The following is a 24,034-nucleotide window of genomic DNA, read 5'->3' on the forward strand; positions in this document are numbered from 1 at the left end:
CTATAGGCGGAGCGGCATCACACGGTCCAGAGGCAAATGCGCCGGGGCGCGCCGCCATTCCCCCTTGCCCCGTCCCGGGCGGCGCGTCACGATGACGCCATCACTCAGGGGAGATTCCATGCGCAGATTCGGATTGCTCGCGGCCGCGACGCTTGCACTGCTCGGCACGGCGGCGAACGCCAAGACCACCCTCGTCTATGCGGGCCGCGTCATCACCGATGCCACGAAGCCCGCGCAGGGTCCGTCGACGATCACCATCACCGACGATCGCATCACGGCGATCGCGCCGGGCCGCATCGACCCGCCCGCCGGAGCGGAGGTCGTCGATCTGGGCGACAAGACGTTGCTCCCCGGCCTCATTGACCTGCACGTCCACCTGACAGGCGACCCCGGCGGCGATTATCGCAACGAAGCGGTCGATCCCGACGAATGGGGTGTCGTCGTGGGCGTCAAAAACGCCGCGCTGACGCTGCGCGCGGGCTTTACGACGGTGCGCGAGGCGGGGTCGGGCCAATATAGCGCCTATGCGCTGCGCCGCGGCACCGCGAACGGCTTTATCGAGGGGCCGCGGATCGTCGCCGCGGGGCCGGCGCTGTCGATCATCGGCGGGCATGGCGACGTGACCGGCTTTCGCGAAGACGTGCATGATGTGCTCGACCAGGGCTATACCTGCACCGGCCCGGTCGAATGCGCCGAAAAGGTGCGCAAGGCGTCGCGCGCGGGCGCCGATGTCATCAAGATAACCGCAACCGGCGGCGTGCTGTCGCAGCAGGCACGCGGGCTGGAGGGCCATTTCACCAGTGCCGAACTGCAAAGCATCGCCGACACCGCGCATGCGCTGGGGCTGAAGGTGATGGCGCACGCACATGGTGCGGGCGGCATCGCCGCATCGGCGGCGGCAGGGATCGACAGCATCGAACATGGCACCTTCGCCGATGAGGCTGCGCTGAAGGTGATGAAAGCGAAGGGCACCTATCTCGTGCCCACCCTCATGGCGTTCGAGGGCATCCGCGAACGGCTGGGCAAGGGCATTTATACGCCGACGGTCGAGGACAAGGTGCGCATGACGCTGAACGACGCCGGCAAGGCGGTGACGCGCGCCAAGGCGCTGGGCGTCCCCGTTGCCTTCGGCACCGATGCGGGCGTGTTCGAACATGGCCGCAACGGGCAGGAGTTCGCGCTGCTCGTCAAATATGGCCTGACCCCCGCCGAGGCGCTGGCGAGCGCCACCAGCGTGGCGGCCAGGCTCTTGTCGATGGAAAATGAGATCGGCCGCATCGCGCCGGGCATGTCGGCGGACATGATCGCGGTTTCGGGCGATCCACTGAGCGATGTGCGCGCGCTGGAAAGCGTCGACTGGGTGATGGTGCGCGGGCGGATCGCCGACTGAGGCAGGTCGCCGAGCGCCACCTTGCCGCGTTCGCCTTTTGTCCCTAGCCTAGCGGCGTGATTCCCGATCCGCTCTCTTTGCCCGCGATCCATGCGAGCCATGTCGGCATCTGGATCGCCGATGCGAAGGGCCGCGCGCAGCGGGTCGGGCGCGGCGAAGCGATTGCGGCGGTCGCGGCGACGCCGCACCTGCTGCTGAACGCGACGTTGACCGGCGACCGGCTGGGTTATCCCGAACTGTCGGGGCTCGATCTGCTCGAACTCTTCGCCTTTCTCTATCCTGCGCGCTTTACGGTTCCAACGCCCGCAGGATTCGCCGCCGCGCTGCGTCTGACAGCGCCGGGAAGCGAGGACGAGATTGCGGCTTTCTTGCCGAAGGCGGCGGCCGCGATGCTCGCCAGCCTCGGCGATCCCGACTGGAGCGAGCGCGAAGGCGCGTGGCACGGCGCGCAGGCGCTGGCGCGTCAGCGCTGGCCGTGGGCGCCGCTGATCCAGCCGCGGCTCGCAAAGCCTGACGGCAACGAACGCTGGCTGTTTGCGCGCCTTCCCGAATGGGAGGAAACATCGCCGCGCCCCGCGCCGCGGCAGACGACGATCGACGAGGCCGATGTCACCGCGCGGCTCGACCGGCTGACCGGCGACGGCGCCGAACGCCGCCCCGGCCAGCGCGACTATGCGCGCGCCGCCGCAGCCGTCTTTGCCCCGCGCGAACGCCGGGACGCGCCGCAGATGCTCGTTGCCGAAGCAGGCACCGGCATCGGCAAGACGCTGGGCTATCTGGCCCCTGCAAAGCAATGGATCGACCAGTCGGCAGGCGCGATCTGCATTTCGACCTATACCAAGGCGCTGCAACGCCAATTGGCGCGCGAAACGGAGAAACTCTATCCCGACGCCGCGACGCACCGCGAAAAGGTTGTCGTGCGCAAGGGGCGCGAAAATTACCTCTGCCTGCTCAATCTGGAGGATGCGTTGCAGGGGGGCTTTTCGGGGCGCGCGGCGATTCTGGCGCAGCTCGTCGCGCGCTGGGCTGCCTTTACGCGCGATGGCGACATGATCGGCGGCGACCTGCCCGGCTGGCTCCCGGCGCTGTTCCGGCGCAACGGCACAACGGCGCTCACCGACCGGCGCGGCGAGTGCATCTATGCGGGCTGCCCCTATTTTCGCAAATGCTTCATCGAACGATCGGCACGCGCCGCGGCGCAGGCCGACATCGTCATCGCCAACCACGCGCTGACGATGGTGCAGGCGGCGCGGCCGCGCGAGGGTGCGGGCGCAGCGCCAAGCCGGCTGATCTTCGACGAAGGCCATCACCTGTGGGACGCCGCCGATTCGATGTTCGCCGCGGCGCTGACGGGACAGGAAGCGGTCGAGATCCGCCGCTGGGTGCTGGGGCCGGAGGGCAAGTCGCGCGGGCGGCGGCGCGGGCTTGCCGCACGGCTCGCCGATGTCGCAAGCTATGACGAGGCCGGCGACCGCGCGATCCAGGCCGCGATCGCCGCCGCCGCCGAACTGCCCAGCGACGGCTGGCTTGGCCGGCTCGCAGAGAATGAGCCCTGGGGGGCGGTCGAACGGCTGCTCGTCGCGGCGCGCGCCATGGTCTATGCGCGCGCGGTCGATACGCGCGCCGCCGACAGCGGCTATGGCCTCGAAACCGAACTCGCCGATCCCGACCCCGAGTTGGTCGCCGCCGCCGCGAGCGCGAGCGACGCGATCGAGGCGTTGCTGCGCCCGCTGATGGCGCTCGGCAAACGGCTTGAAGCGCTGATCGAGGATCCGCCCGACTGGCTCGACGGACAGGCGCGCGCGCGGATCGACGGGGCGCGGCACAGCCTTGGCACGCGGGTCGACACGCTGGGCGGCTGGCTTTCCCTGCTCGGCCGCGTCGGCGGCCCCGCCGACCCCGATTTCGTCGACTGGCTGGCGGTCGACCGCTACGACGGGCGCGAGTTCGACTGCGGGTTGCACCGCCACTGGCTCGACCCCGCGCGCCCGGTCGCCGACATCGTCTACGCGCAAGCGCACGGTGTGCTCGTTACCTCGGCCACCTTGCGCGGCGGCGGCCACGGCAGTGGCGGCTGGGCCGAGGCCGATATCCGCACCGGCGCGCGTCATATGGACGGCGGCGTCCGCCATTTCGCGGTGCCCAGCCCATTCGACTATGCGCGACAGGCCGAGGTGCTGATCGTCACCGACATTGCGCGTGGCGACCTGCCTGCGCTCGCCGGGGCCTACAGCCGCCTGATCGAAGCGGCGGGTGGCGGTGCGCTGGGGCTGTTCAGCGCGATCCGGCGGCTGCGCATCGTCCATGCGCGCATCGCCGACCGGCTCGCGCGCGCCGGGCTCCCGCTTTTTGCGCAACATGTCGATCCGCTCGACACCGGGACGCTGATCGACATCTTTCGCGCCGATCCACACGCCTCGCTGCTCGGCACCGATGCTCTGCGCGACGGCGTCGACGTGCCCGGCGATTCGCTGCGGCTCGTGGTGATGGAGGGGGTGCCCTGGCCGCGCCCGACCATCCTTCACGCGGCGCGGCGCGCGGCGCAGGGCGGCGGCGCCTATGACGATATGGTGATCCGCGGCCGCATCGCGCAGGCGTTCGGCCGCCTGATCCGCCGCGCCGACGATTTCGGCCAGTTCGTGATGCTGTCGCCCAGCGTTCCCTCGCGGCTGCTCAGCGCCTTTCCCGACGGAACGCCGATCCGCCGCCTGCCGCTCGACGAGGCGGTGAGCCATGTCGCCGCCGCCAATGTCGAACGAAGAAAAAGCGCGTTTCGCGCCTTTTCACCATCATAAGTTTGCGGCACAAGGCGCGCGAACGAGGGGATAGCGCGGCGGCGCGGGGAGATGATTTGAAGACTTTGACCATCCTGCGGCACGCCAAATCGGGTTGGGACGTTCAGGTCGAACGCGATTTCGACCGCCCGATCAACAAGCGCGGCGCGCGCGGCGCCGAAATCATCGGCCAGTGGCTGAAGCGGCAGAAGCTGCCCGTCGACCGCATTGTCGCCTCGCCCGCGGTGCGCGTCACCGAAACACTCGACATCTTCCAGCCCGCCGCGGGGCTCGACGCCATCGAACCGCATTGGGACCGCCGCATCTACCTTGCTTCGGCGGCGACCTTGATCGACGTCATCCGCGACACCGGGCACGACGCCGATAATCTTCTGATTTCTGGCCATAATCCGGGCCTCGAAGACCTGATCCTGATGCTCGTTCCTGAATCGGACGGCGACGCGCTGCGCGCGAAGGTCGAGGAAAAACTACCTACGTCGGCGCTCGCCCGGCTCGAACTCGACATTGGCGACTGGCACGACCTCGATACCGGCATGGCGCGCTTCACAGATTTCATCCGTCCGCGCGATCTCGACCCGGCGCTCGCGCCGGCAATGGACGAGGATTGACAGCTTTCGGGGCGGAGGGCGCCGGTCTGATGCCCACCTTCCGCATCGTCAAAACGCCATATCGTCAAAACGCCATCATTCCCGCCTTCGCGGGAATGAGGAAGGGGAAAATGGCCGCTCTAATCGAGCGCCGCCGCCAGTCGCTCACGCAGCGCCACAAGCGCCTCGACCGGAACACCCGCGCCTTTACGCGCCGGATCATTACCGATAGTCGGCGTGGCGATCGCTACGCTCGTCGGCGCCGCTCCGTCTTTCGCGAGCGCCTTGCGCGCGCCTTCGACGGTGAAGCCCTGCACATGCAGCAAATGGTGGATGCGTTCGGCAAGCGCAACATCTTCGGCGCGGTAATAGCGGCGGCGACCCGACCTTTGTAGCGGCCTGAGCTGCGGAAAGCGCGTTTCCCAATAGCGCAGCACATGTGTCGGCACGCCGATGCGTTCGGCCAGTTCGCCGATGGCGAGCATGGCACCGCGCGCCTTGCCGTCATCGGTCGAGCCGTCAAATGCCGCCATGGGCCGATACCGGCCTATTTGCCCGCGACGCGGGCGCGCATCGACTGGCTGGCGCGAAAGGTCATCACCCGCCGCGGCAGGATCGGCACTTCCACGCCCGTTTTGGGATTGCGGCCGATTCGCTGCGCCTTGTCGCGCAGGACAAAGGTGCCAAAACCCGAAATCTTCACATTCTGACCAGCGGCAAGCGCATCGGACATATGATCGAGAATCGATTCGACGATGGCGGCCGATTCATTGCGCGACAGCCCGATCTGCTGATTGATCCGGCTCGCAATATCTGCGCGCGTAAGCGTTCCTGCGGACATGTTGATCCCTTCCCCCTCCTGAAGCGATTGATGCGATCAATCCCCGGACAGCCCCCACCATCGCGAGTCTCGCAACCTATATGTAACAAATCCGAATAAATCCGCCAAACTGAAACGGATGGACGGAGGAGTTGACGCGACGAGTGCCATCGCGTCGGCCCACGCCGACTGGCCCCTACACGCGCAGGACGGCAGCGCCCCAGGTGAAGCCGCCGCCCATTGCTTCGAGCACCACGAGATCGCCGCGCTTGATGCGCCCGTCGCGCACGGCAAGGTCGAGCGCCAGCGGCACCGATGCGGCCGACGTGTTGGCGTGCTGGTCCACCGTCAGGACAACGCGGTCGGCAGGCAGGCCCAGCTTTTTCGCGGTCGCGTCGATGATGCGCTTGTTCGCCTGATGCGGCACGACCCAGTCGATGTCGTCGGCCGAGAGGCCGACGTCGCGCATCACTTCGCCCAGCACGGCGGCCAGGTTGGTGACGGCATGACGGAAAACCTCGCGCCCCTGCATCCGCACATGGCCGACCGTGCCCGTCGTCGAGGGGCCGCCATCGACATAGAGCATATCGCAATACCGGCCCTCGGCATGGAGCCGCGTTGCCAGAACGCCGCGATCGTCGGCGACGTCTTCGGCCGACAGCACCACCGCGCCCGCGCCATCGCCGAACAACACGCAGGTCGTGCGGTCGTTCCAGTCCAGGATGCGGCTGAACGTCTCGCTGCCGATCACCAGCGCGTGCCTCGCCGCGCCGGTGCGCAGCATCGCGTCGGCGACCGAAACGGCATAAAGGAAGCCCGAACAGACCGCCGCAACGTCAAAGGCGATGCAGTCGGGCGCGCCGAGCAGCGCCTGCACCTTGGTCGCGCTCGCCGGGAAAGTGTTGTCGGGGGTCGCCGTCGCGACGATGATCAGGCCGATGTCGGCGGGCTGGAGCCCCGCCGCCTCGAGCGCCCGCCGCGCGGCATCGGCGCCGAGCGTCGCGGTCGTTTCGTCGGGTTCGGCGATGTGGCGAAAACGGATGCCGGTGCGCTCGACGATCCATTCGTCGCTGGTGTCGACGCGCTCCGCAAGCTCAGCGTTGGAAACGCGCGTGCGCGGCAGCGCCGAGCCCGTGCCTTTCAGGATCGCGCGGCGCGTCATGCGGCGTCGCCGCGGCGGAAATTCGCAAGATCCTCGGTCACCTGACGCGTAATATCCTTTTCGATCAGCTCGGCGCACAGGTGGACGCAGTTCGCGACTCCCTTGGCATCGGCGCTGCCATGGCTTTTGAGCACCACGCCGTTGAGCCCGAGGAACACCGCGCCATTGTGATTATTGGGGTCGAGGTGATGGCGCAGCAGCTCGGTCGCGGGGCGCGAGATGAGGAAACCGATCTTGGAGCGCGTCGAGCTTGTGAAAGCGCGGCGGAGCAGATCGGTCACGAAGCGGGCGGTGCCCTCGATCGTCTTGAGCGCGATATTGCCCGAAAAGCCGTCGTGAACGATTACATCGACATCGCCGCGCGACAATTTATCGCCCTCGATAAAGCCGGCGAACTGCATCGGCAGCCCTTCGGCGCCGCGTAGCAGCGCCGCGGCATCGCGAATTTCGTCGGTGCCCTTGAGCTCCTCGGTGCCGATGTTGAGCAGCGCGACCCGCGGACGTTCGAGCCCCATTGCCGTGCGCGCATAGGCGGCGCCCATGACGGCGAACTGGGTCAGATTGGTCGCGTCGCACTCGGTATTGGCGCCAAGGTCGAGCATCACGACGTCATTGTCGCCGAGCGTCGGGAGCAGCGCCGCGAGCGCCGGCCGGTCGATCCCCGGCATCGTGCGCAGCGCGAGCTTCGCCATCGCCATCAGTGCGCCGGTGTTGCCCGCCGACACGGCGCCGCCGGCATCGCCGCGCTTCACCGCGTCGATCGCGAGCCCCATCGAGGTGCTTTTGGCCTTGCGCAGCGCCTGGCTCGGCTTGTCCTCGCCCGACACCACGCCGTCGGTGTGGATGATGTCCGACGCCGCGCGCAGGTTCGGGTGATTGTCGAGCGCCGCCTTGATCCGCTCCTCGTCGCCGACGAGGATGAAACGCAGACCGTCGTGCTTGTGGCGCGCCATCGCGGCGCCGGCGAGCATCACGCGCACGCCGACGTCACCGCCCATCGCATCGATTGCGATTCGCGGTGTCAGTGCCATCTAATGCCCTCCGGCCGAATGATTACGCGCCGACCGACACCACTTCGCGGCCGTTGTAGTGGCCGCAGGCGTTGCAAAGATTATGCGGGCGCTTCAGCTCGCCGCAATTCGGGCATTCCTGAAAGGCTTCGACCTTCAGACTGTCGTGGCTGCGACGCATTCCGCGCTTCGAGGGCGAGGTTTTTCGCTTGGGAACGGCCATGATTTTTCCTGCATTCTCAAATAGTGTGTCACGAATCGGCTGCCCGGATTTGTCGCGCCCGTCGCAGGGAACGACTGGCCCGCCCGCCGTGCCGAAGCCCGATCCCGCCAAGATGGACCGGGACAAATCTTCTGCCGGAAGGTGCCTCAACGCCAGAAGGTGTCGGGTGCCGGATCGGGCGCGGCTATAGCGTTTTCGCCCGCAAAGGCAAGCCCATTGCGTCGCGCGCCGTCCGGGCTTGCCGCTCCCGCAGGAGAGTGCCACACCCCGCCCATGCCGACCGGCTAAGGCGTCGGCCAACAATGGGGGAAGCCAGAATGATAATCCTGCCGATCAGCCTGACGATTGCCGCGGGGGCGGCGCTGCTCAACCTGTGGCTCTCGATCCGCGTCGGCCGCGTGCGGACCAGGGAGAAGGTCTTTATCGGCGACGGCGGCAATGAGCCGCTGACGCGGCGGATGCGCGCACAGGCCAATTTTGTCGAAAACACGGCCTTTGTGCTGATCCTCCTCGCGCTCGTCGAACTCGGATTGGGATCGTCGATGTGGCTGTGGGGCGTCGGTGCTCTCTACCTCGTCGGGCGCGTCCTTCATGCGATCGGCATGGACGGGATGATGTGGGGCCGCATGGTCGGCACGATTATCACCATGCTGACCCAGCTCGGCCTCGCCATCGGCGCGCTCGCGATCGTCTATCTGACGCCGACAAACATCACAACGACCGAAATCGAGGAAGTGGCGGTCGCGCCGCGCTGATCCGGCCAGGGTCAGGACCCTAGCCGCCCAGCGCCATATCGCTCACAAACGGGTTCGTCCGCCGTTCGTGGGCGAAATTGCTGTGCGCGCCATGCCCCGGCAGGAAGGTCGTGTCGCCGCCGAGTGGCCAGAGCTTTTGCGTGATCGAATCGAGCAGTTGCTGGTGGTTGCCGCGCGGGAAGTCGGTGCGCCCAATCGATCCCTGAAAGATGACATCGCCGACGATCGCGAGTTTCGACGGCGCATGGTGAAACACGACGTGGCCCGGCGTGTGGCCGGGGCAGTGGATGACGTCGATCACCAGATTGCCGACGGTCACCGTGTCGCCGTCGACCAGCCAGCGGTCGGGCTCGAACGGCTCGCCGACCATGCCGAAACGCGCGCCATCCTCGGCAAAGCGTTCGATCCAGAATCGGTCGTCCTCGTGCGGCCCCTCGATCGGCACGCCCAGTTCCCTCGCGAGCATTCCCGCCTGCCCGCAATGGTCCATATGGCCATGGGTGACGAGGATCTTCTCGACCTCGACCCCCGTCTGCCGCACCGCCTCTTTCAGCTTGGGCAGGTCGCCGCCAGGATCGACAAAGGCCGCCTTGTTCGTTTCGGTGCACCACAGGAGCGTGCAATTCTGCTGAAAGGCGGTAACGGGCACGATCGCCGCGCGCATCGGGGGAGTGGGAGCGTTCATGGCGGTGATGTGGGGAAAAGCGGCGCAAATGGCAAGCCGCCCCCCTACCCCCCGGCGCGCCCGTTTGACCTGGCAACGGGGCGCACTTATGACCTCACGCCATGACCGAGGCTTTTCTTCACGGCACGGTGCATGTCGCGCGCGACGATATGCAGGCCGCACTGACCGCCGATCCCGCCGCGCTGGCGCTGTGGCAGGCGCTGACTCCGCTGGGGCGCAACGAGTTCATCTGTTGGGTCGAAGACGCCAGGCAAGACAAGACGCGCGCGCGCCGAATCGTGCGAACCCTGGAGGAATTGCACGAGGGCAAGAAGCGCCCTTGCTGCTGGGCGGGGTGCATCCATCGCACCGACAAGGCGCCAAGCCGCTGGCAGCAGGCGGTGCTGATCGACAAGAAGGCAAAATAGGGAGCCAGCGCCTCAGCGCAGCGTCATCGTATCGCCTTCGACATTCACCGCATCGAGTTTCGACAGGAAACTTTGCCCAAGCAGCGACACACCCATGTCGGCGTCGATCACCGCCGCCCGGACGCCGCGCACCTCGATCCCCTGCACCTCGACGCTGTCCAGCATTACCGTCCGCATCGGCACGTCGCCGCCCGCCGTGCGCGCGATGCCTCCGACCGGCAGGCGATCGACGTCGATCCCGATTGCCTCGGCATCGCGCCGCGTCAGCGCGACGATCGACGCGCCACTGTCGACCATCATGCGGACATTGGCGCCGTCGACTTCGGTGTCGGCATAGAAATGCGAATCGCCCGACCGCGCGAGACGCACCTCACCAGCCGACGAAACCTGCTCAGCGGACGAGGACCGGTCGCCGCGCTTGCCGCGCTGGGTCGTCCAGTTGTCGTTTGCTGAGGAGGCCGTCGCCGGGTTTTCGGCATCATCGCCCGCCGACCGGCTGGCGACACTCGCCACGCCGACCGACACCGCGGTGATGACCACCGCTAACCCAAGAAACCGCCCGATCATGGCGCACCTTGTTGCATATCTGGGTTGGAGATTGGTTAAGCCTAGTCGCGCTGCGCTGTCGTTTCGGCGGGCGCGTCACGACCCTGCTCGACGAAGGCGCGCCACTTCGGGACTTCGCCACGAATACTGTAGGCGATGCGCACGCAGGCATGGGGGCGTCCGGGCCGGTTGTCGGCCTCCTCCGCAGTGACCGGCCACGCCCCTTCGCCGCGCGCCGACCAGCACACCAGCGCCTCGGCCTCCTGCCCCGCCTCGATCGCCGCGCGCTCGGCAGCGCTGAGCGAGGCAGGTGCGCTCCAGCCGAAAATTGCGCGGTGCGGGGTCGCCAGGCTCCACAAGGCTTCGCCGAACACGCTGTCATGGTCGGCGAGCATCGCCCGTACGCGCGCGCGGTCGGCGGGCGCGAGCCACTGGCCGCCCAGCAGCGGCGCCCAGCGCGCCTCGTCGCGTGAGCGTAGCGCCGCCGCCAGTTCATCCGCTGCGGCGGCAAAGCGCGGCGTCCATGCCGAATCGATGGCAAGCGGCGCGAGCCGTGCGGGCGTGTGCGGCGCCTCGGTTTCGGCGTCGGTCGGCAACAGCGATTCGGGCGCCGCCGCCAGCGGCGCGGAGAACGCGAAAGCGGCGGCGAGCGCCGACAAGATCAGCAGGACGCGCATCGACACGATGATAGCAGCCGTGGCTGCACCTGTCATGAACCGACGCGGAGCGCCTCGCACATCCACTGCGGCGCGGCGACGGCGTCGATCGCCTCGACCCGCCGATGCTCGACCGACCAGCCAAGGTCGGGATAGGCGATCACCTGCCTTTTGTCGTCCGCCTCGCTCAGCGGCAGCACGACGATCCGCCGGTTGACCTTTTGCCGCCAGTTCATTCGCGCGGTATTTTCCTGGCCGACATAACAGCCCTTGGCAAAGCTGACGCCGTTCAGCTCGGCAGCATTGCACTCGAGCCACAGGGTCGTTCCGTCGCCCAGCTCACTGCGCCCTTCGGTGACGCCGAGCGCCAGCCGATGCGCGCGCCATGCGGCGTCGGCGCCTTCGTCGCCATCCGCCGGCGCCAGCCAGCGCCGCCCAAGCTCAGGCAGCCGCGGATCGACGACACCAAGGTCGCCTTCGGGCGCCCAATGGACGCATAAATCGGGTTCGCGCGCGATCGTGATCGCGCGGCGCAGGCGATAAAGCGTCAGCCGTTTGGCGAGCCCCTCAGCCGCATCGCGTTCGCAATCGATCAGCAGATCGTCACCGTCGCCCCAGATCAGGAAATCGAACAACGCCTTGCCCTGCGGCGTCAGCAGCGCCGCCCAGACAGGAAGGTTGCCCGACACATCGTTGGTGACGAGTCCTTGCAGGAACCCTCGGACATCCTCGCCCGACAGACGGATGAGCGCGCGGTCGCGAAGGGTGGTAATGGCCATGCCGTTAATCTAGGGACGCCGGAGCCAAAGCCAAGCCCACTTACGACGAGTCCTTTCGATGACCGACCGCCTGACGATCCGCCGCCCCGACGACTGGCACGTCCATCTGCGCGACGGCGCGATGCTTGCCCATGTCGCGCCCTATACCGCGCGCCAGTTTGCGCGCGCGATCGTCATGCCCAATCTGTCGCCGCCGGTGACGACCGCCGAAGAAGGCCGCGCCTATCGCGACCGCATCACCGCCGCGGTGCCCGCGGACCTCGACTTCACCCCGCTGATCGTCGCCTATCTGACCGACGCCACCGACGCGGACGAGATCGCGCGCGGCCATGCCGAGGGCGTGTTCACCGCCGCCAAGCTCTATCCCGCGCACGCCACCACCGGCAGCGCGCACGGCGTCACCGACGTCGCGAACATCATGGGTGTGCTCGAGCGGATGCAGGACATCGGCATGCCGCTGCTCATCCACGGCGAAGTCACCGACCATGACGTCGACATTTTCGACCGCGAGGCGGTGTTCATCGAGCGCACGCTTGAACCGCTGGTGCGCGCGCTGCCCGGCCTCAAGATCGTTTTCGAGCATATCACGACGGCGGAGGCCGCGCAGTTTGTCGCCGACGCGCCCGCCAATGTCGCCGCGACGATCACGCCGCAGCATCTCCACATCAACCGCAACGCGATGCTTGTCGGCGGCATCCGCCCGCACGCCTATTGCCTGCCCGTCGCGAAGCGCGAGCATCACCGGCTCGCGGTGCGCGCCGCCGCGACATCGGGCTCGCCCAAATTCTTCCTCGGCACCGACAGCGCGCCGCACGCGGTGCATATGAAGGAAGCGTCGTGCGGCTGCGCAGGCATTTTCAACGCGCCCTTTGCGCTCGAAAGCTATGCGATGGCGTTCGATCAGGATGGCGCGCTGGCCAATTTCGAGGGTTTCGCCAGCGAGCATGGTCCGCGCTTCTATGGCCTGCCGCTCAACGAGGGCACGGTGACGTTGGAACGCGCCGAAATCACCGTCCCCGACCGGATCGGCGACGTCGTGCCCTTCCACGCGGGCGAAACCATCGGCTGGCGGCTGGTCTGATCATCCCCCCCGCGATGACGGACGACCGTGTCATACGGCGACAATCCGCTCGGCGCGCGTCTTGCGCCACATGTCGAAACTGAACACCGCAATGCTGATCCAGATCAGCACGAAACACGCAAGTTGCACGGGCTTCAAAGGCTCGCCGAACACGAACAGGCTCAAGAGGAACTGGATCGTCGGCGCCAGATATTGCACAAAGCCAAGCGCGGCATAGCTCATCCGCCGCGCCGCGGTCGCAAAGAGCAGCAGCGGCACCGCAGTCACCACCCCGCCCGCCATCAGCAGCAGGCTGATCGACGTGTCGGACGCAAAGCCGCGCCCGTCGCCGACGCCGATATACCAGGCCGACAGCGCAAGCGACGGCAGCAGCAGCACCGTCGTCTCGACCGACAGGCCGGGGAGCGACCCCACCGGCACGACCTTGCGCAGCAGGCCATAGACGCCAAAGGAAAAGGCCAGCGTCAGGCTGATCCACAGCGTATCGAGCGCCCCCGCGAGCAGGATTGCGACGCCAACGCCTGCAATGACCACCGCGAGCAACTGCATCCGCGACAGCCGCTCGCCGAGGAAGAGCATCCCCAGCATCACATTGACGAGCGGATTGAGATAATAGCCAAGGCTCGCCGCGAGCACATGGTCGGTGAAGATCGCATAGATATAGACAAGCCAGTTGACCGCAATCAGCAGCGCGCTCGCGAGCAACAGGCGCAGCGTCCGCCAGTCCCTCAGCGCCGCCAGATATTCGCCGATCTGGCGGCGAAAAAGCATGATGAGGAAACAGAGCGGCAGCGACCAGATGATCCGCTGCGTCAGCACCTCGACCGGCGGGACGCTGTCGACGAGTTTGAAGAAGAGCGGAACGAAGCCCCAGATGCCATAGGCGGCGATCGCGAAGGGCAGGCCGCCCTGGTCGCTCCCCGCGGGGGCTGCTGTCTGTGCCATGGCGCCGGGCTTCTAGGGTCAGGACCCATTAATTCCCCGTTCGAGGCGTCGAAATGGCGAAGATATCGGGCCTTGGCGGGTGCGGCGGGTAGCATCGCTACCCGCAAGGCCGCGAAGGTCCGATATCGAAGCCATTTCGGCGTCCCTTCGGGATTTGACCGATTTTGCCCATGGCAGCGTCGAAACGTCTTGAAATATATCCATATTCCCGCGCCTTTTCTCCTCGCCCTGAGCAAAATCGCTTCAAACCTCGAACGGGGAATTAATGGGTCCTGACCCTAGTGACTTAGAAGATGCCGCCGCCCAGCATCAGGCGGATGACGCCGATGATGACGACGACGATATTGAGGTTCCGCCCGCTCGTCTTGTCCGACATGGCGCCGAGCGCGAGGCCGATGACCGCGAACGGCACGATCACCCAATTGGCCCAGCCAAGCAGGGGAATGAACGCAAAAACCGCGAGAATCAACGCGATAACACCAATGATGAGCGATGCGATGTTGAGCATGGCCATGGTTCTCGCACGCCGCCGCCGATGCGGCAAGGGGCATTCGGTTCGTCGACCGATACGCTCGATTCATCTTGTTGCCCAAGGTTCATGCAACAGGATTCGGACCTGACTCGTTTTATTCCCGAAGCGCCCGGCTTCGTCCCGCGGAGACGAGGCGCCGAACCAGGAAAGGACTTGTCATGCGTATCTTGAGCAAAGGCCTGATGGGCGCATTTGTCGCCGCCAGCGTCCTTGGCACCACACCGCTCCATGCGGGCGTGACGACCCCGGCAAAGGCGCCGGGTTATCACGGGTTCGAACAGGCGTCGGACTTTCACCGCAAGCGGAAACATCACCGCCATTATGCGCGTGGCGAGCGGCTTGGCCGGGATTCGCGCATCTGGCGCGGCAATGACGGTCGCTATTATTGCAGGAAGGACAATGGCACGACCGGCCTGCTGATCGGCGGCGCCGTCGGCGGCCTCGCCGGTCACGAGATTGCAGGCGACGGCGACAAGCTGCTCGGCACCGTGCTTGGCGCTGCCGGGGGTGCGCTGCTCGGTCGGGAGATCGACCGCGACAAATATCGCTGCCGTTAACGAACAGAAACCGTCTCGCGTGCGGGTTTGAGACCCCTCCACCCGCACACGCTGATGGCGAGGGCACCGGTTAGCGCCGGTGCCCTCAAGCGTGCAGGCGACTTGCCCATCGGCCGCTCTTGCCGCAGAAGCGTCATCCAACGCGGCGGAAAAGAGAATATCATGCTGAACGGCCCCCTGCTCGTGACCGAGCGACTGATCCTCCGCCCGCCCGCGGCCGAGGATTTTGACGCCTTTGCCGCGATGTGCGCCGAAGAAGAGACGATGCGCTTCATCGGCGGCACCTGCCCGCGTTCGGCGGCCTGGCGGCAATGGTGCACGCTCGCGGGAGCCTGGCACATTCGCGGCTTCTCGATGTTCTCGGTGATCGAGCGCGCCAGCGGCGAATGGGTCGGTCGCCTCGGCCCGTGGGAGCCCGACGGCTGGCCGGCGCCCGAAATCGGTTACGGCGTGCGCGCGAAGTTCGCGGGCAGGGGTTATGCCTTCGAAGGCTGTGTCGCCGCCTGCGATTTCGCGGTCGAGTTCCTGAAATGGCCCGAACTCATGCACAGCATCGACCCTGCCAACACGCGGTCGCAGGCGCTCGCACGGCGGCTGGGTGCAACGAACAGCGGCCCGACCCGCCTCCCCGCCCCCTTCGAGGACGCGCCCGTCGAGGCATGGACCCAGAGCGCCGGGGCCTGGCGCGTCAAACGAAAGGAGTTTCGCCCGTGACCGACCATCATATCGACCCCGAACGCGCGCAGTTCGACGCCTTCAAGGCGCTGCCGCGCGACGCGGTCATCCACATGCTCAACCTTGTCCGCTTCCGCGAAAAAGCCGCCTATCCGGGCGACCATCCGCTTGCCGGCCAGGGCCTGACCGGCGCCGAGGCCTATCGCCATTATGGCGCCGACAGCGGCCCGGTCTTCCGCCGCGTCGGCGGGCGCATCGTCTGGACCGGCACGATGGAAGCGATGGTCATCGGTCCCGCGGCCGAGCGCTGGGATGCGGTATTCATCGCCGAATATCCGAACAGCGGCGCCTTTCTGGAAATGGTCACCGATCCCGTCTATCGCGCCGCCGTTGTCCATCGCCAGGCCGCGGTCGAAACCTCGCGGCTCATCCGCTGCGCCCCCAAAGCGTCTCGGTCCGAGACAGGTTTTGGCTAATAAAGCCTTACCCGTTAACGCATTTTCTTTGCCCCTTTTTAACCAGGATCGGGCAATCCGGGGGAAAGATTAAGGGAGTGTTAGCGATGATGGTGCGCGGAAAATGGCTCTTCGCCGGGCTGCTGATGGCGGCGATGCCGCTTGGCGGTTGCCGGGACCAACCCGAAGCCAGGTCCGACCTCGCCCCGCTCGATGATGAGCTGGCGAGCGGCGATCCCGCGATCAAGGCCGCGCTCGAAGACAAGATCATGGTTGATCCCAAGCTCGCGGGGCAATCGAACCGCAATGCGGCGGGCCCCGGCAATCGCCCTGTCGACGGCGGCGTTCCCGGTCTTGCGGCGAGCAAGGCGGCGACCGCGGCCGAAGCCGCCGCGGCGCTCAGGGCTGGCAAGCTGCTCCCGGCGCCCAGGGCGCTGCCACTCGAAGCAGGATGCGACGGCTGCGAGGCGCAGGCGCGCCCGGTCACCATCGGCGCGCTGGCACGCAACCAGCAGAAGGGACGTTGCGACGCGAAGCTGACTTATGGAAACGGCTGGGCAGACCGCCTGCCCGCCGCGTTCAAGGTCTATCCGCGCGCGACGCTGCGCGAGGCGGCGGGCGTCGACGGCGGCAAATGCAATTTGCGGGTGGTCAACTTCCAGACCGCCGCGTCGATGCAGGCGGTGCTCGATTATTATCACACGATGGCGATCCGCGCGGGCTACACCAGCGACCACCGCGTCAACGGCAACGAGCATATGCTCGGCGGCACCAAGGGCGACCTTGCCTATGTGCTGATGCTGCGCCGCGACGGCGGCATGACCGACGTCGATCTGGTGGCATCGGGCGGCAAATAGACCTTTTCCCTTCCCGGTACGCAAAAAGAAAAGGCCCCGGAGATCGTTCCCCGGCGCCTTTTCCTTGCGGAGAAGCCTTCGCGCGTCAGACCTTGTCGCCGAGCGCGCCCTGCACCTTGCCCTTCAGATTCTGGGCTTCGCCCTTGCGTTCCTGCATTTCGCCTTCGGCGCGCAGACGCTCATCGTCGGTCGCCTTCCCGATCGCCTGTTTGACATTGCCCGCGGCTTCATTGGCGAGGCCCTTCGCTTTTTCGGTGAATTCACCCATGGCATTTCTCCTTTGTTTTCCAAGAGGCTGTCGATCGACCTCCTGATAAGGCAACGCCCGCGTGGGGTCATCGTTCCGCCCGCGACGATCAAGCGGCGCCGCGTCGGGACAAGTCGCATTTCGTGCCAATGTGGCGACGATACGGGTTGCAATGGGCGCCGGTTCGGGCATGTTCGGCTTCTGGGCATCGCAAACACAGTTCGTCTCTTGGCACTTTCGGGGGGGTTCGGCGATGCGCAGATTTATTCCAGCAGCCATGATCCTGCCGCTCGCGGCCTGTACCCATGTCGCGACCTTTCGCACGCAGGACATCGCCCCGCCCGCCGAGGGCGAGGCGCTGAAGGGCGCATCCTATGCCCTTCCGATGGTCCAGTTCGATCTGGAGATCGCCCGATCGCTCTCCTCGTGCGACACCGCCGCCACGCCGCTGTTCGCGGTTCAGGCGACCGCAAAGGAATCCTATGTCGAAGGCGAAAGGTTCGAGATTGATCCCTCGGCGCTCAGTTCGCTTTTCAAGACATCCTCGCTCGCGATTGAAAAATATGAGGATCTCGACACGCTCAAATCCTTCAACGCCGGCGCCGACGACCGAACCGGCGATATTCTGGTGGCAGTCGCGCGGACCGGTATTGCGATTGCCGGGGCGACCGCTGGCATCCCCGTGCCGCTGGATGCGGTCGGCGAATCCTCGCCGTGGAAAAACGTGCTTGAACGCGCACAGTCGATCCGCCTGTGGTGTTCGGCGGAGGCGCAGAAACGCCTGGCGACAGTCGAGATGGAGACCGGCAATCTGGAGCGATTGAACGCCCGGCTCGAAGCCGTGAACGCGCATGTCGTCCGGTTGAAAGAACTTGCGGCGTTTCGCCGGTTCGACAAGGCGATGATGGACAGTCTGTATCAGGAGGTTCAAAAACAGCAGCAACTCGCCACCGAGATCGCGACCACAAAGGCCGCGCTGGCCGATGCGACCGGTGCGCTGGGCGCAAAGACCGAGCTTCGCTGGCCCACTGCCTCGTCGGCGACGCCGCGCGCGGACGATCTCCGGCACCAGGTCCGCTTTTGGGATTCGGCGCGCAAGCTGCGAAAGTTCTGCTCCAATTTTCAGCTCGTCGCCTGGAACGGCGTCAGCGGCGTACCGCTCGATCCTGCGAGCCTCGTCGGCAACGAGACGGCGCTCGACGCCCACTGCGAGGGGGTGATTGCGGTGCTCCGGCAATCGATCGACGTCCGGTTGCGGTTCGAACCCGTCACCCAGACGCGCTGGGCCACCGGCGGCAATGTCGATTTGGCATATAAGCTGCCGTCCGATGCGCCCGCCAAAGGCCTTTTGGTTCGCGAGCCGATTCGCGCCAGCCTTGTCGCCGAATACCGCCTTTCGGGGACTGCGGACTGGAAAACCGCGTTGAAGGACGAGCCCTTGTGGGTGCCGCAACTCGGCACGCTGCGCTTTTTGAAGTTTGCGAGCGGACCGTTCGAAAATGAACTGCTGTCGGTCGAATTGCGCAAGGACGGCCGGATCGAAAAGCAGCGATATGAAACCAAGGAAGCCGCGCTCGCCCGGCTGGGAGCGAGCGCCGTGGACATCGCCGAACGTGTGCGCAGCGATGCCGAAAAGCGCGAAGAGCGGCGACGCGCGGACGAAAAATATCTTCGCGAAACCGCCGCGGCCGAACGCGCCGAGGAGCTGGCGCGGCTACAGTATCAACTCGACATGCTGACCAGGAAAAAGGCCCTGATCGAAGCATCGCGCGACGATTCGGCCGAACGGCTCGCGGCTGCCGAACTGGCGCAGATCAACGCGGACATTGCGATGCTGAAGGCGCAGATCGACCGGATCAAGCTGACGAACGAACTCGGCCTGCTGCAACCGCCGGGATGAACAGCGCCCCGGTCAGATGAGGCCTGCAAGCGGGCTCGACGGGTCGGCATAGCGGCGCTGCCCCATCCGGCCCGCCAGATAGGCGTCGCGCCCCGCCTCGACCGCCAGCTTCATTGCGCGCGCCATACGCACGGGGTCTTTGGCTTCGGCGATCGCGGTGTTCATCAGCACACCGTCGCAGCCAAGTTCCATCGCCACCGCGGCGTCGCTCGCCGTGCCGACGCCGGCATCGACGAGCACGGGCACCGACGCACCCTCGACGATCAGGCGGATCGTGACGCGGTTCTGGATGCCCAGCCCCGATCCGATCGGCGCGCCCAGCGGCATGATCGCGACCGCGCCCGCGTCCTCGAGTTGCTTCGCCGCGATCGGATCGTCGACGCAATAGACCATCGGCAGAAAACCCTCTTTCGCGAGCACCTCGGTCGCATCGAGCGTCTCGCGCATGTTGGGATAGAGCGTCTTGGCCTCGCCGAGCACTTCGAGCTTCACGAGATCCCAGCCCCCCGCCTCGCGCGCCAGCCGCAGCGTGCGGATCGCGTCGTCGGCGTTGAAGCAGCCCGCGGTGTTCGGCAGGTAAGTGACCTTCTTCGGGTCGATATAGTCGGTGAGCATCGGCGCCGTAGGGTCCGACACATTGACGCGGCGGACCGCGACGGTGACGATCTCCGCCCCCGACGCCGCGACTGCGGCGGCATTTTGCTCGAAATCCTTGTACTTGCCGGTGCCGACGATCAGTCGCGACCTAAATGTCCGCCCGGCAACGCTCCAAATGTCGGTCAACAACCGCCTCCTACGAAATGAACGATTTCCAGCGCATCGCCCTCGGCGAGTGCGACATCGGCGAGCGTCGAGCGCGGCACGATCGCGCGGTTGCGCTCGACCGCGACCTTCTTCGCGTCGAGCCCGAGCGACGCGACGAGATCAGCGATACTGCCTTCGCGTACCTGCCGGGGTTCGCCGTTGAGGATGACCGAAATCACGTAGAAGCGCCTCGCTTTGCCTTTTGCCGAGCAGCCCATATAGGGGGAGCCTGCATCGTCGCAACCGAAAGCCAAGCCTTTGCCCGACCTTCCCACCGTCTTTGTCCTCTCCGGCCCGAACCTCAACCTGCTCGGCACGCGCGAGCCGGAAATCTATGGCACCGACACGCTCAACGACATTCACGCCCGGCTCGAGGCGCAGGCGGCCGACCTCGGCCTCCGCGTCGAATGCCGCCAGACCAACCATGAAGGGGTGCTGATCGACTGGCTGCATGAAGCCTATGTGTCGGGCGCCAAGGCGGTGCTGCTCAACGCCGGCGGCTACACGCACACCTCGATCGCGATCCACGATGCGATCCGGTCGATCAAGGTGCCGGTGATCGAGGTCCATCTGTCGGACCCGGCAAAGCGTGAGGCGTTTCGCCATGTCAGCTATGTCGGCATGGCCGCCGTCGCCCATTTTGCCGGACACGGCGCGAACAGCTATACGCTGGCGCTGGACGCCGCCGCCCGTCTCTGACAATAGGGCGCATCAAAAACGGGGTCAGGCGCCTCGATGACGGCGCCGCAACAACAGGAACATTCTCATGGGTGACCATAAAGACCATGGCATCAACATCGATCCGGCCTTCGTGCGTGCGCTCGCCGAGCTGCTCGACGACACGCAGCTGTCGGAGATCGAGGTCGAGGACGGTGATCGCAAGGTCCGCGTCGCGCGCAACCTGACCGCCGCAGCCGCACCCGTCGCCTACGCTCCGCCACCCGCAGCGGCCGCACCCGCCGCCGCAGTTCCGGCCACGGCACCCGCCGCCGCGCCTGCTGTCGACAGCTTCGCCGACGCGGTCAAGTCACCGATGGTCGGCACCGTCTATCTGGCCCCCGAACCCGGCGCGCCCAATTTCGCCACCATCGGTTCGGAAGTGAAGGCGGGCGACACGATCCTGATCATCGAGGCGATGAAGGTGATGAACCCGATCACCGCGCCCGCCGCGGGCACGCTCAAGGCCGTGCATGTCGAAAACAGCCAGCCGGTCGAGTTCGACCAGCCGCTGTTCACCATCGGGTAAGTACCCATGACCATCGAAAAACTGCTCATCGCCAACCGCGGCGAGATTGCGCTGCGTATCCACCGCGCGTGCCACGAAATGGGCATCAGGACGGTTGCGGTCCACTCGACCGCCGACACCGACGCGATGCACGTCCGTCTCGCCGACGAGGCGGTGTGCATCGGCCCGCCCGCGGCGAAGGACAGCTATCTCAATATCCCCGCCATCATCTCGGCGGCCGAGATCACCGGCGCCGACGCGATCCATCCGGGCTATGGCTTCCTCTCCGAAAACGAGCGCTTCGCCGAGATCATCGAAGCGCATGACATGATCTTCGTCGGGCCGAAGCCCGAACATATCCGGACGATGGGCGACAAGGTCGAGGCAAAGCGCACCGCGGTCGCGCTGGGTCTTCCCGTCGTTCCGGGCTCGCCCGGCGCGGTGACGTTCGGCGAGGAAACGAAAAAGCTCGCGCGCGAGATCGGCTATCCGGTGCTGATCAAGGCGGCGTCGGGCGGCGGCGGGCGCGGCATGAAGGTGGTGCCCGACGAGGACAGCCTCGAAAGCCTGATGGGTCAGGCGTCGAGCGAAGCGGCGGCGGCATTCGGCGATCCCACCGTTTACATGGAAAAATATCTCGGCAACCCGCGCCACATCGAGTTTCAGGTGTTCGGCGACGGCAAGGGTAATGCGATCCATCTGGGCGAGCGCGACTGTTCGCTCCAGCGCCGCCACCAGAAGGTGCTTGAAGAAGCGCCGTCGCCGATCATTTCGGCCGAGGAACGCGCGCGCATGGGCAAGGTCTGCGCCGATGCGATGGCCACAATGGGCTATCGCGGCGCTGGCACGATCGAGTTCCTGTGGGAAAATGGTGAGTTCTTCTTCATCGAAATGAACACGCGCATCCAGGTCGAGCATCCGGTGACCGAGATGATCACCGGCTTCGACCTTGTGCGCGAACAGATTCGCATCGCGGGCGGCGCCGGGCTTTCGGTGAAACAGGAAGAGCTGGAGTTTCGCGGCCATGCGATCGAATGCCGCATCAATGCGGAGGATCCGCGCACCTTCATGCCCTCACCGGGCAAGGTGACCGCCTATCATCCGGCAGGCGGGATGCACGTCCGCGTCGATAGCGGGCTTTACGCCGGCTATTCGATCCCGCCCTATTACGACAGCATGATCGGCAAGCTGATCGTCTATGGCCGCAGCCGCGAAAGCTGCATGATGCGGATGCGCCGCGCGCTCGAGGAAATGGTGATCGCGGGCGTCAAGACGAACATCCCGCTCCACCAGGCGCTGCTCGCCGACCCCGACGTCATCAACGGCGATTATACGATCAAATGGCTGGAGGAATGGCTGGCGAAGCAGGATGCGGAGGAAAGCGCGGCATAAAGGCAATGCGTCACCCCGGCGAAGGCCGGGGAGTCAAGGCGCCTTACAATCCGGCGCGGAGATTCCGGCCTTCGCAGGAATGACGAAGCCGCTTTTAATCTGCGGCCAGCCGTGCCCCAGTTCACTTTCGCTGACTCCATTTATTGGCTATGGGCATTGACCATGGCCAGAAACGCTTTCTTTTCCGCGCGTCCCGCCGCGGCTCTCCTCCTCCCGCTGGGCCTGCTCGCGGCCCCTGCCCTCGCACAAACCGACGTGAAGGAGGATTCGGTCATCCTCCAGCCCGACAAGGTGACCGACGATGCGCCGGTCGTCGCGGCGCAGTTCGAAATGCCGGGCTGGTCGGAAGAAAATGCGACTGCGCTTCTTGGCTTTATCGAAAAGGTCGGCGACGAGGGCCTGTTCGCGCGGGATTACAACCCCGATGCGCTCGCTGCGGCGATCCTGGCGAACGATCAGGCCAAGCTCGACACGCTGGCGACCGACACCTTCCTGCTGCTCGCGACGCACCTGCGCGACGGGCGCACACCCAACGCCGCACGCAAACAATGGTTCATGACTGACAGCGATGGCGAGAACGAACCCCTGCTCGCCCTGCTGACCGCCGCGCTCGGCGCGGGCACGGTCGCCGAAACGCTGGCGAGCCTGAACCCGGTCCATCCCGATTTCGCGGTGCTCAGGGCGGCGCTCAAACGCGCGAAGACGGCGGCCGACGCACAGGCGATCCGCGTCAACATGGAACGCTGGCGCTGGATGCCGCGCGACCTTGGCGAACGCTATGTCGTCAGCAATGTTCCCGAATATCTGACGCGTGTCGTCCATGGCGGCACCGTCATCGCAACGCACAAGGCGGTGGTCGGCAAGAAATCGACTCCGACGCCGCAGCTCAATCCGATGGCAACCGGGATCATCGTCAACCCGAACTGGACGCTGCCGCGCAGCATCATCAACGAAGGCATCGGCGCGACGATCGCGCGTAATCCGGCCGCTGCGCGCGCGCAGGGCTATACCTGGACGGGCAGTGGCAAGACCTTGTCGGTGGTACAGAAGCCCGGCCCGAACAATGCGCTGGGCGTCATGAAGATGGAGATGCTGAACGAACACGCCATCTATCTGCACGATACGCCGTCGAAGAATGCGTTCAACGCCGCGGCGCGCGCCTTCAGCCACGGCTGCATCCGCACCGAACGCGCGCTGCACTTCTCGGGTCTGATGGCGGTGATGTTCGCCGGGCGTAGCCCCGAGGAGTTCGGCGAAGCGATCGCCAGCGGCAAGACGACGCGATTCGGCTTCGATCAGCCCTTCCCCGTCTATGTCGCCTACTGGACCGTCGTGCCCGACGGCAAGGGTGGCGTGAAAAAGCTCGCCGACCTTTACGAGCGCGATGCGCCCGTCGTCGCAAGTTTTGCCAGGCCTGGTCGCCCGGCCGCAACAATCATCGCGCCGGTGCCGCCGCCGGTCGTCCCGACGGTCGATACGGCGGCGCGCGTCACGACGCCGGGGACCAGCGGGATTTATTGAACGTCGGCAGGTTTCGGCTGAAAGCGGA

Annotated in this window: 29 protein-coding genes; 15 read left to right on the forward strand and 14 right to left on the reverse strand. The window is 66.0% G+C overall.

Going from position 1 to position 24,034, the window contains the following annotated elements; translation table 11 throughout:
* The first annotated feature begins 118 nt into the window (after nt 1-118).
* Genes SALA_RS07165 through SALA_RS07175 form a run of 3 tightly spaced genes read left to right on the forward strand, consistent with a single transcriptional unit; the run spans nt 119 to nt 4,793 of the window.
* A complete protein-coding gene (locus SALA_RS07165; protein ID WP_011541707.1) occupies nt 119-1,390 on the forward strand; it encodes a metal-dependent hydrolase family protein in 1,272 nt (423 codons plus the stop codon).
* Nucleotides 1,391-1,449: 59 nt separating this feature from the next.
* The gene (locus SALA_RS07170) at nt 1,450-4,185 is read left to right on the forward strand and encodes an ATP-dependent DNA helicase (protein ID WP_041383842.1); all 2,736 of its coding nucleotides are present in this window, start codon (nt 1,450-1,452) and stop codon (nt 4,183-4,185) included.
* Between the two features lie 56 nt (nt 4,186-4,241).
* Nucleotides 4,242-4,793 carry a SixA phosphatase family protein gene (locus SALA_RS07175; RefSeq protein WP_011541709.1) on the forward strand — a complete coding sequence of 184 codons (552 nt, stop codon included), beginning with the start codon at nt 4,242-4,244 and terminating at the stop codon, nt 4,791-4,793.
* Between the two features lie 119 nt (nt 4,794-4,912).
* On the opposite strand, the gene SALA_RS07180 is transcribed toward SALA_RS07175, so the two are convergent.
* From SALA_RS07180 to rpmF, 5 genes are all read right to left on the reverse strand, one after another.
* Nucleotides 4,913-5,305 carry a MerR family transcriptional regulator gene (locus SALA_RS07180; RefSeq protein ID WP_011541710.1) on the reverse strand — a complete coding sequence of 131 codons (393 nt, stop codon included), beginning with the start codon at nt 5,303-5,305 and terminating at the stop codon, nt 4,913-4,915.
* Between the two features lie 14 nt (nt 5,306-5,319).
* The gene (locus SALA_RS07185; RefSeq protein WP_011541711.1) at nt 5,320-5,613 is read right to left on the reverse strand and encodes an integration host factor subunit alpha; all 294 of its coding nucleotides are present in this window, start codon (nt 5,611-5,613) and stop codon (nt 5,320-5,322) included.
* A gap of 175 nt (nt 5,614-5,788) precedes the next feature.
* Nucleotides 5,789-6,754: a beta-ketoacyl-ACP synthase III gene (locus tag SALA_RS07190; protein ID WP_011541712.1), complete on the reverse strand. Its 966-nt coding sequence runs from the start codon at nt 6,752-6,754 to the stop codon at nt 5,789-5,791.
* Nucleotides 6,751-7,785: a phosphate acyltransferase PlsX gene (gene plsX / locus SALA_RS07195; protein WP_011541713.1), complete on the reverse strand. Its 1,035-nt coding sequence runs from the start codon at nt 7,783-7,785 to the stop codon at nt 6,751-6,753. The genes SALA_RS07190 and plsX overlap by 4 nt, the downstream gene beginning before the upstream one ends.
* A 22-nt stretch (nt 7,786-7,807) precedes the next feature.
* Nucleotides 7,808-7,987: a 50S ribosomal protein L32 gene (rpmF, locus tag SALA_RS07200; protein ID WP_011541714.1), complete on the reverse strand. Its 180-nt coding sequence runs from the start codon at nt 7,985-7,987 to the stop codon at nt 7,808-7,810.
* Nucleotides 7,988-8,304: 317 nt separating this feature from the next.
* On the opposite strand from rpmF, the gene SALA_RS07205 reads away from it, so the two are divergent.
* Nucleotides 8,305-8,742: an MAPEG family protein gene (locus tag SALA_RS07205; RefSeq protein WP_011541715.1), complete on the forward strand. Its 438-nt coding sequence runs from the start codon at nt 8,305-8,307 to the stop codon at nt 8,740-8,742.
* A 19-nt stretch (nt 8,743-8,761) separates the two neighbouring features.
* Here SALA_RS07205 and SALA_RS07210 read toward each other — a convergent pair whose 3' ends face one another.
* On the reverse strand, nt 8,762-9,427 hold the full coding sequence (locus SALA_RS07210; RefSeq protein WP_011541716.1) for an MBL fold metallo-hydrolase: 666 nt from the start codon (nt 9,425-9,427) through the stop codon (nt 8,762-8,764).
* Nucleotides 9,428-9,528: 101 nt separating this feature from the next.
* On the opposite strand from SALA_RS07210, the gene SALA_RS07215 reads away from it, so the two are divergent.
* Nucleotides 9,529-9,834: a YdeI/OmpD-associated family protein gene (locus SALA_RS07215; protein ID WP_011541717.1), complete on the forward strand. Its 306-nt coding sequence runs from the start codon at nt 9,529-9,531 to the stop codon at nt 9,832-9,834.
* Nucleotides 9,835-9,846: 12 nt separating this feature from the next.
* Here SALA_RS07215 and SALA_RS07220 read toward each other — a convergent pair whose 3' ends face one another.
* Genes SALA_RS07220 through SALA_RS07230 form a run of 3 tightly spaced genes read right to left on the reverse strand, consistent with a single transcriptional unit; the run spans nt 9,847 to nt 11,815 of the window.
* On the reverse strand, nt 9,847-10,401 hold the full coding sequence (locus SALA_RS07220; RefSeq protein WP_011541718.1) for a retropepsin-like aspartic protease family protein: 555 nt from the start codon (nt 10,399-10,401) through the stop codon (nt 9,847-9,849).
* Between the two features lie 41 nt (nt 10,402-10,442).
* On the reverse strand, nt 10,443-11,093 hold the full coding sequence (locus tag SALA_RS07225) for a hypothetical protein (RefSeq protein ID WP_011541719.1): 651 nt from the start codon (nt 11,091-11,093) through the stop codon (nt 10,443-10,445).
* The gene (locus SALA_RS07230; protein ID WP_011541720.1) at nt 11,090-11,815 is read right to left on the reverse strand and encodes a YgfZ/GcvT domain-containing protein; all 726 of its coding nucleotides are present in this window, start codon (nt 11,813-11,815) and stop codon (nt 11,090-11,092) included. The genes SALA_RS07225 and SALA_RS07230 overlap by 4 nt, the downstream gene beginning before the upstream one ends.
* 58 nt (nt 11,816-11,873) lie before the next feature.
* Between SALA_RS07230 and pyrC the strand changes: the two genes are divergently transcribed.
* Entirely contained in the window at nt 11,874-12,896 is a 1,023-nt protein-coding gene (gene pyrC, locus SALA_RS07235; protein WP_011541721.1) for a dihydroorotase, read from the forward strand.
* Nucleotides 12,897-12,926: 30 nt separating this feature from the next.
* Here the strand turns inward: pyrC and rarD are convergent, their stop codons facing one another.
* Nucleotides 12,927-13,841: an EamA family transporter RarD gene (rarD, locus tag SALA_RS07240; protein WP_011541722.1), complete on the reverse strand. Its 915-nt coding sequence runs from the start codon at nt 13,839-13,841 to the stop codon at nt 12,927-12,929.
* Between the two features lie 286 nt (nt 13,842-14,127).
* Entirely contained in the window at nt 14,128-14,349 is a 222-nt protein-coding gene (locus SALA_RS07245) for a hypothetical protein (RefSeq protein WP_041383845.1), read from the reverse strand.
* Between the two features lie 182 nt (nt 14,350-14,531).
* Between SALA_RS07245 and SALA_RS07250 the strand changes: the two genes are divergently transcribed.
* From SALA_RS07250 to SALA_RS07265, 4 genes are all read left to right on the forward strand, one after another.
* On the forward strand, nt 14,532-14,930 hold the full coding sequence (locus SALA_RS07250; protein WP_011541724.1) for a glycine zipper 2TM domain-containing protein: 399 nt from the start codon (nt 14,532-14,534) through the stop codon (nt 14,928-14,930).
* 162 nt (nt 14,931-15,092) lie between these two features.
* A complete protein-coding gene (locus SALA_RS07255) occupies nt 15,093-15,644 on the forward strand; it encodes a GNAT family N-acetyltransferase (protein ID WP_011541725.1) in 552 nt (183 codons plus the stop codon).
* Nucleotides 15,641-16,081: a DUF1330 domain-containing protein gene (locus tag SALA_RS07260; protein ID WP_011541726.1), complete on the forward strand. Its 441-nt coding sequence runs from the start codon at nt 15,641-15,643 to the stop codon at nt 16,079-16,081. Before SALA_RS07255 ends, SALA_RS07260 begins: the two co-directional genes overlap by 4 nt.
* A gap of 86 nt (nt 16,082-16,167) precedes the next feature.
* The gene (locus SALA_RS07265; protein WP_011541727.1) at nt 16,168-16,917 is read left to right on the forward strand and encodes a hypothetical protein; all 750 of its coding nucleotides are present in this window, start codon (nt 16,168-16,170) and stop codon (nt 16,915-16,917) included.
* An 85-nt stretch (nt 16,918-17,002) separates the two neighbouring features.
* Here SALA_RS07265 and SALA_RS07270 read toward each other — a convergent pair whose 3' ends face one another.
* Nucleotides 17,003-17,185, reverse strand: coding sequence for a CsbD family protein (locus tag SALA_RS07270; protein ID WP_011541728.1), 183 nt, complete (start codon nt 17,183-17,185; stop codon nt 17,003-17,005).
* Nucleotides 17,186-17,417: 232 nt separating this feature from the next.
* Here SALA_RS07270 and SALA_RS07275 point away from each other — a divergent pair, with 232 nt between their 5' ends.
* Nucleotides 17,418-19,064: a hypothetical protein gene (locus tag SALA_RS07275; protein WP_153802656.1), complete on the forward strand. Its 1,647-nt coding sequence runs from the start codon at nt 17,418-17,420 to the stop codon at nt 19,062-19,064.
* A 12-nt stretch (nt 19,065-19,076) separates the two neighbouring features.
* Here SALA_RS07275 and SALA_RS07280 read toward each other — a convergent pair whose 3' ends face one another.
* Together SALA_RS07280 and thiS are read right to left on the reverse strand one after the other, a co-directional pair.
* Nucleotides 19,077-19,847 (reverse strand): thiazole synthase, encoded by a 771-nt coding sequence (locus SALA_RS07280; protein ID WP_049754604.1) that lies wholly within the window; start codon nt 19,845-19,847, stop codon nt 19,077-19,079.
* Nucleotides 19,844-20,047 carry a sulfur carrier protein ThiS gene (gene thiS / locus SALA_RS17620; protein ID WP_041383849.1) on the reverse strand — a complete coding sequence of 68 codons (204 nt, stop codon included), beginning with the start codon at nt 20,045-20,047 and terminating at the stop codon, nt 19,844-19,846. Before thiS ends, SALA_RS07280 begins: the two co-directional genes overlap by 4 nt.
* Before the next feature lie 79 nt (nt 20,048-20,126).
* Between thiS and SALA_RS07290 the strand changes: the two genes are divergently transcribed.
* The 4 genes from SALA_RS07290 (at nt 20,127) to SALA_RS07305 (ending at nt 24,006) form a co-directional block, all read left to right on the forward strand.
* A complete protein-coding gene (locus SALA_RS07290) occupies nt 20,127-20,567 on the forward strand; it encodes a type II 3-dehydroquinate dehydratase (protein WP_011541730.1) in 441 nt (146 codons plus the stop codon).
* Between the two features lie 67 nt (nt 20,568-20,634).
* Nucleotides 20,635-21,114, forward strand: a complete 480-nt coding sequence (gene accB, locus SALA_RS07295; RefSeq protein WP_011541731.1) for an acetyl-CoA carboxylase biotin carboxyl carrier protein — start codon at nt 20,635-20,637, stop codon at nt 21,112-21,114.
* A gap of 6 nt (nt 21,115-21,120) precedes the next feature.
* Nucleotides 21,121-22,485: an acetyl-CoA carboxylase biotin carboxylase subunit gene (gene accC / locus SALA_RS07300; protein ID WP_011541732.1), complete on the forward strand. Its 1,365-nt coding sequence runs from the start codon at nt 21,121-21,123 to the stop codon at nt 22,483-22,485.
* Between the two features lie 162 nt (nt 22,486-22,647).
* A complete protein-coding gene (locus SALA_RS07305; RefSeq protein WP_084764690.1) occupies nt 22,648-24,006 on the forward strand; it encodes a L,D-transpeptidase family protein in 1,359 nt (452 codons plus the stop codon).
* The last annotated feature ends 28 nt before the right edge of the window (nt 24,007-24,034 follow it).

The sequence above is a fragment of the Sphingopyxis alaskensis RB2256 genome, assembly GCF_000013985.1.
Lineage (GTDB): Bacteria > Pseudomonadota > Alphaproteobacteria > Sphingomonadales > Sphingomonadaceae > Sphingopyxis > Sphingopyxis alaskensis.

Coding starts and splice junctions, on each gene's coding strand:
- SALA_RS07165 (WP_011541707.1), top strand. CDS start 119: ATGCGCAGATTCGGATTGCTCGCGGCCGCGACGCTTGCACTGCTCGGC.
- SALA_RS07180 (WP_011541710.1), bottom strand. CDS start 5,305: ATGGCGGCATTTGACGGCTCGACCGATGACGGCAAGGCGCGCGGTGCC.
- SALA_RS07185 (WP_011541711.1), bottom strand. CDS start 5,613: ATGTCCGCAGGAACGCTTACGCGCGCAGATATTGCGAGCCGGATCAAT.
- SALA_RS07190 (WP_011541712.1), bottom strand. CDS start 6,754: ATGACGCGCCGCGCGATCCTGAAAGGCACGGGCTCGGCGCTGCCGCGC.
- plsX (WP_011541713.1), bottom strand. CDS start 7,785: ATGGCACTGACACCGCGAATCGCAATCGATGCGATGGGCGGTGACGTC.
- rpmF (WP_011541714.1), bottom strand. CDS start 7,987: ATGGCCGTTCCCAAGCGAAAAACCTCGCCCTCGAAGCGCGGAATGCGT.
- SALA_RS07205 (WP_011541715.1), top strand. CDS start 8,305: ATGATAATCCTGCCGATCAGCCTGACGATTGCCGCGGGGGCGGCGCTG.
- SALA_RS07210 (WP_011541716.1), bottom strand. CDS start 9,427: ATGAACGCTCCCACTCCCCCGATGCGCGCGGCGATCGTGCCCGTTACC.
- SALA_RS07215 (WP_011541717.1), top strand. CDS start 9,529: ATGACCGAGGCTTTTCTTCACGGCACGGTGCATGTCGCGCGCGACGAT.
- SALA_RS07220 (WP_011541718.1), bottom strand. CDS start 10,401: ATGATCGGGCGGTTTCTTGGGTTAGCGGTGGTCATCACCGCGGTGTCG.
- SALA_RS07225 (WP_011541719.1), bottom strand. CDS start 11,093: ATGACAGGTGCAGCCACGGCTGCTATCATCGTGTCGATGCGCGTCCTG.
- SALA_RS07230 (WP_011541720.1), bottom strand. CDS start 11,815: ATGGCCATTACCACCCTTCGCGACCGCGCGCTCATCCGTCTGTCGGGC.
- pyrC (WP_011541721.1), top strand. CDS start 11,874: ATGACCGACCGCCTGACGATCCGCCGCCCCGACGACTGGCACGTCCAT.
- rarD (WP_011541722.1), bottom strand. CDS start 13,841: ATGGCACAGACAGCAGCCCCCGCGGGGAGCGACCAGGGCGGCCTGCCC.
- SALA_RS07245 (WP_041383845.1), bottom strand. CDS start 14,349: ATGCTCAACATCGCATCGCTCATCATTGGTGTTATCGCGTTGATTCTC.
- SALA_RS07250 (WP_011541724.1), top strand. CDS start 14,532: ATGCGTATCTTGAGCAAAGGCCTGATGGGCGCATTTGTCGCCGCCAGC.
- SALA_RS07255 (WP_011541725.1), top strand. CDS start 15,093: ATGCTGAACGGCCCCCTGCTCGTGACCGAGCGACTGATCCTCCGCCCG.
- SALA_RS07265 (WP_011541727.1), top strand. CDS start 16,168: ATGATGGTGCGCGGAAAATGGCTCTTCGCCGGGCTGCTGATGGCGGCG.
- SALA_RS07270 (WP_011541728.1), bottom strand. CDS start 17,185: ATGGGTGAATTCACCGAAAAAGCGAAGGGCCTCGCCAATGAAGCCGCG.
- SALA_RS07275 (WP_153802656.1), top strand. CDS start 17,418: ATGCGCAGATTTATTCCAGCAGCCATGATCCTGCCGCTCGCGGCCTGT.
- accB (WP_011541731.1), top strand. CDS start 20,635: ATGGGTGACCATAAAGACCATGGCATCAACATCGATCCGGCCTTCGTG.
- accC (WP_011541732.1), top strand. CDS start 21,121: ATGACCATCGAAAAACTGCTCATCGCCAACCGCGGCGAGATTGCGCTG.
- SALA_RS07305 (WP_084764690.1), top strand. CDS start 22,648: ATGGCCAGAAACGCTTTCTTTTCCGCGCGTCCCGCCGCGGCTCTCCTC.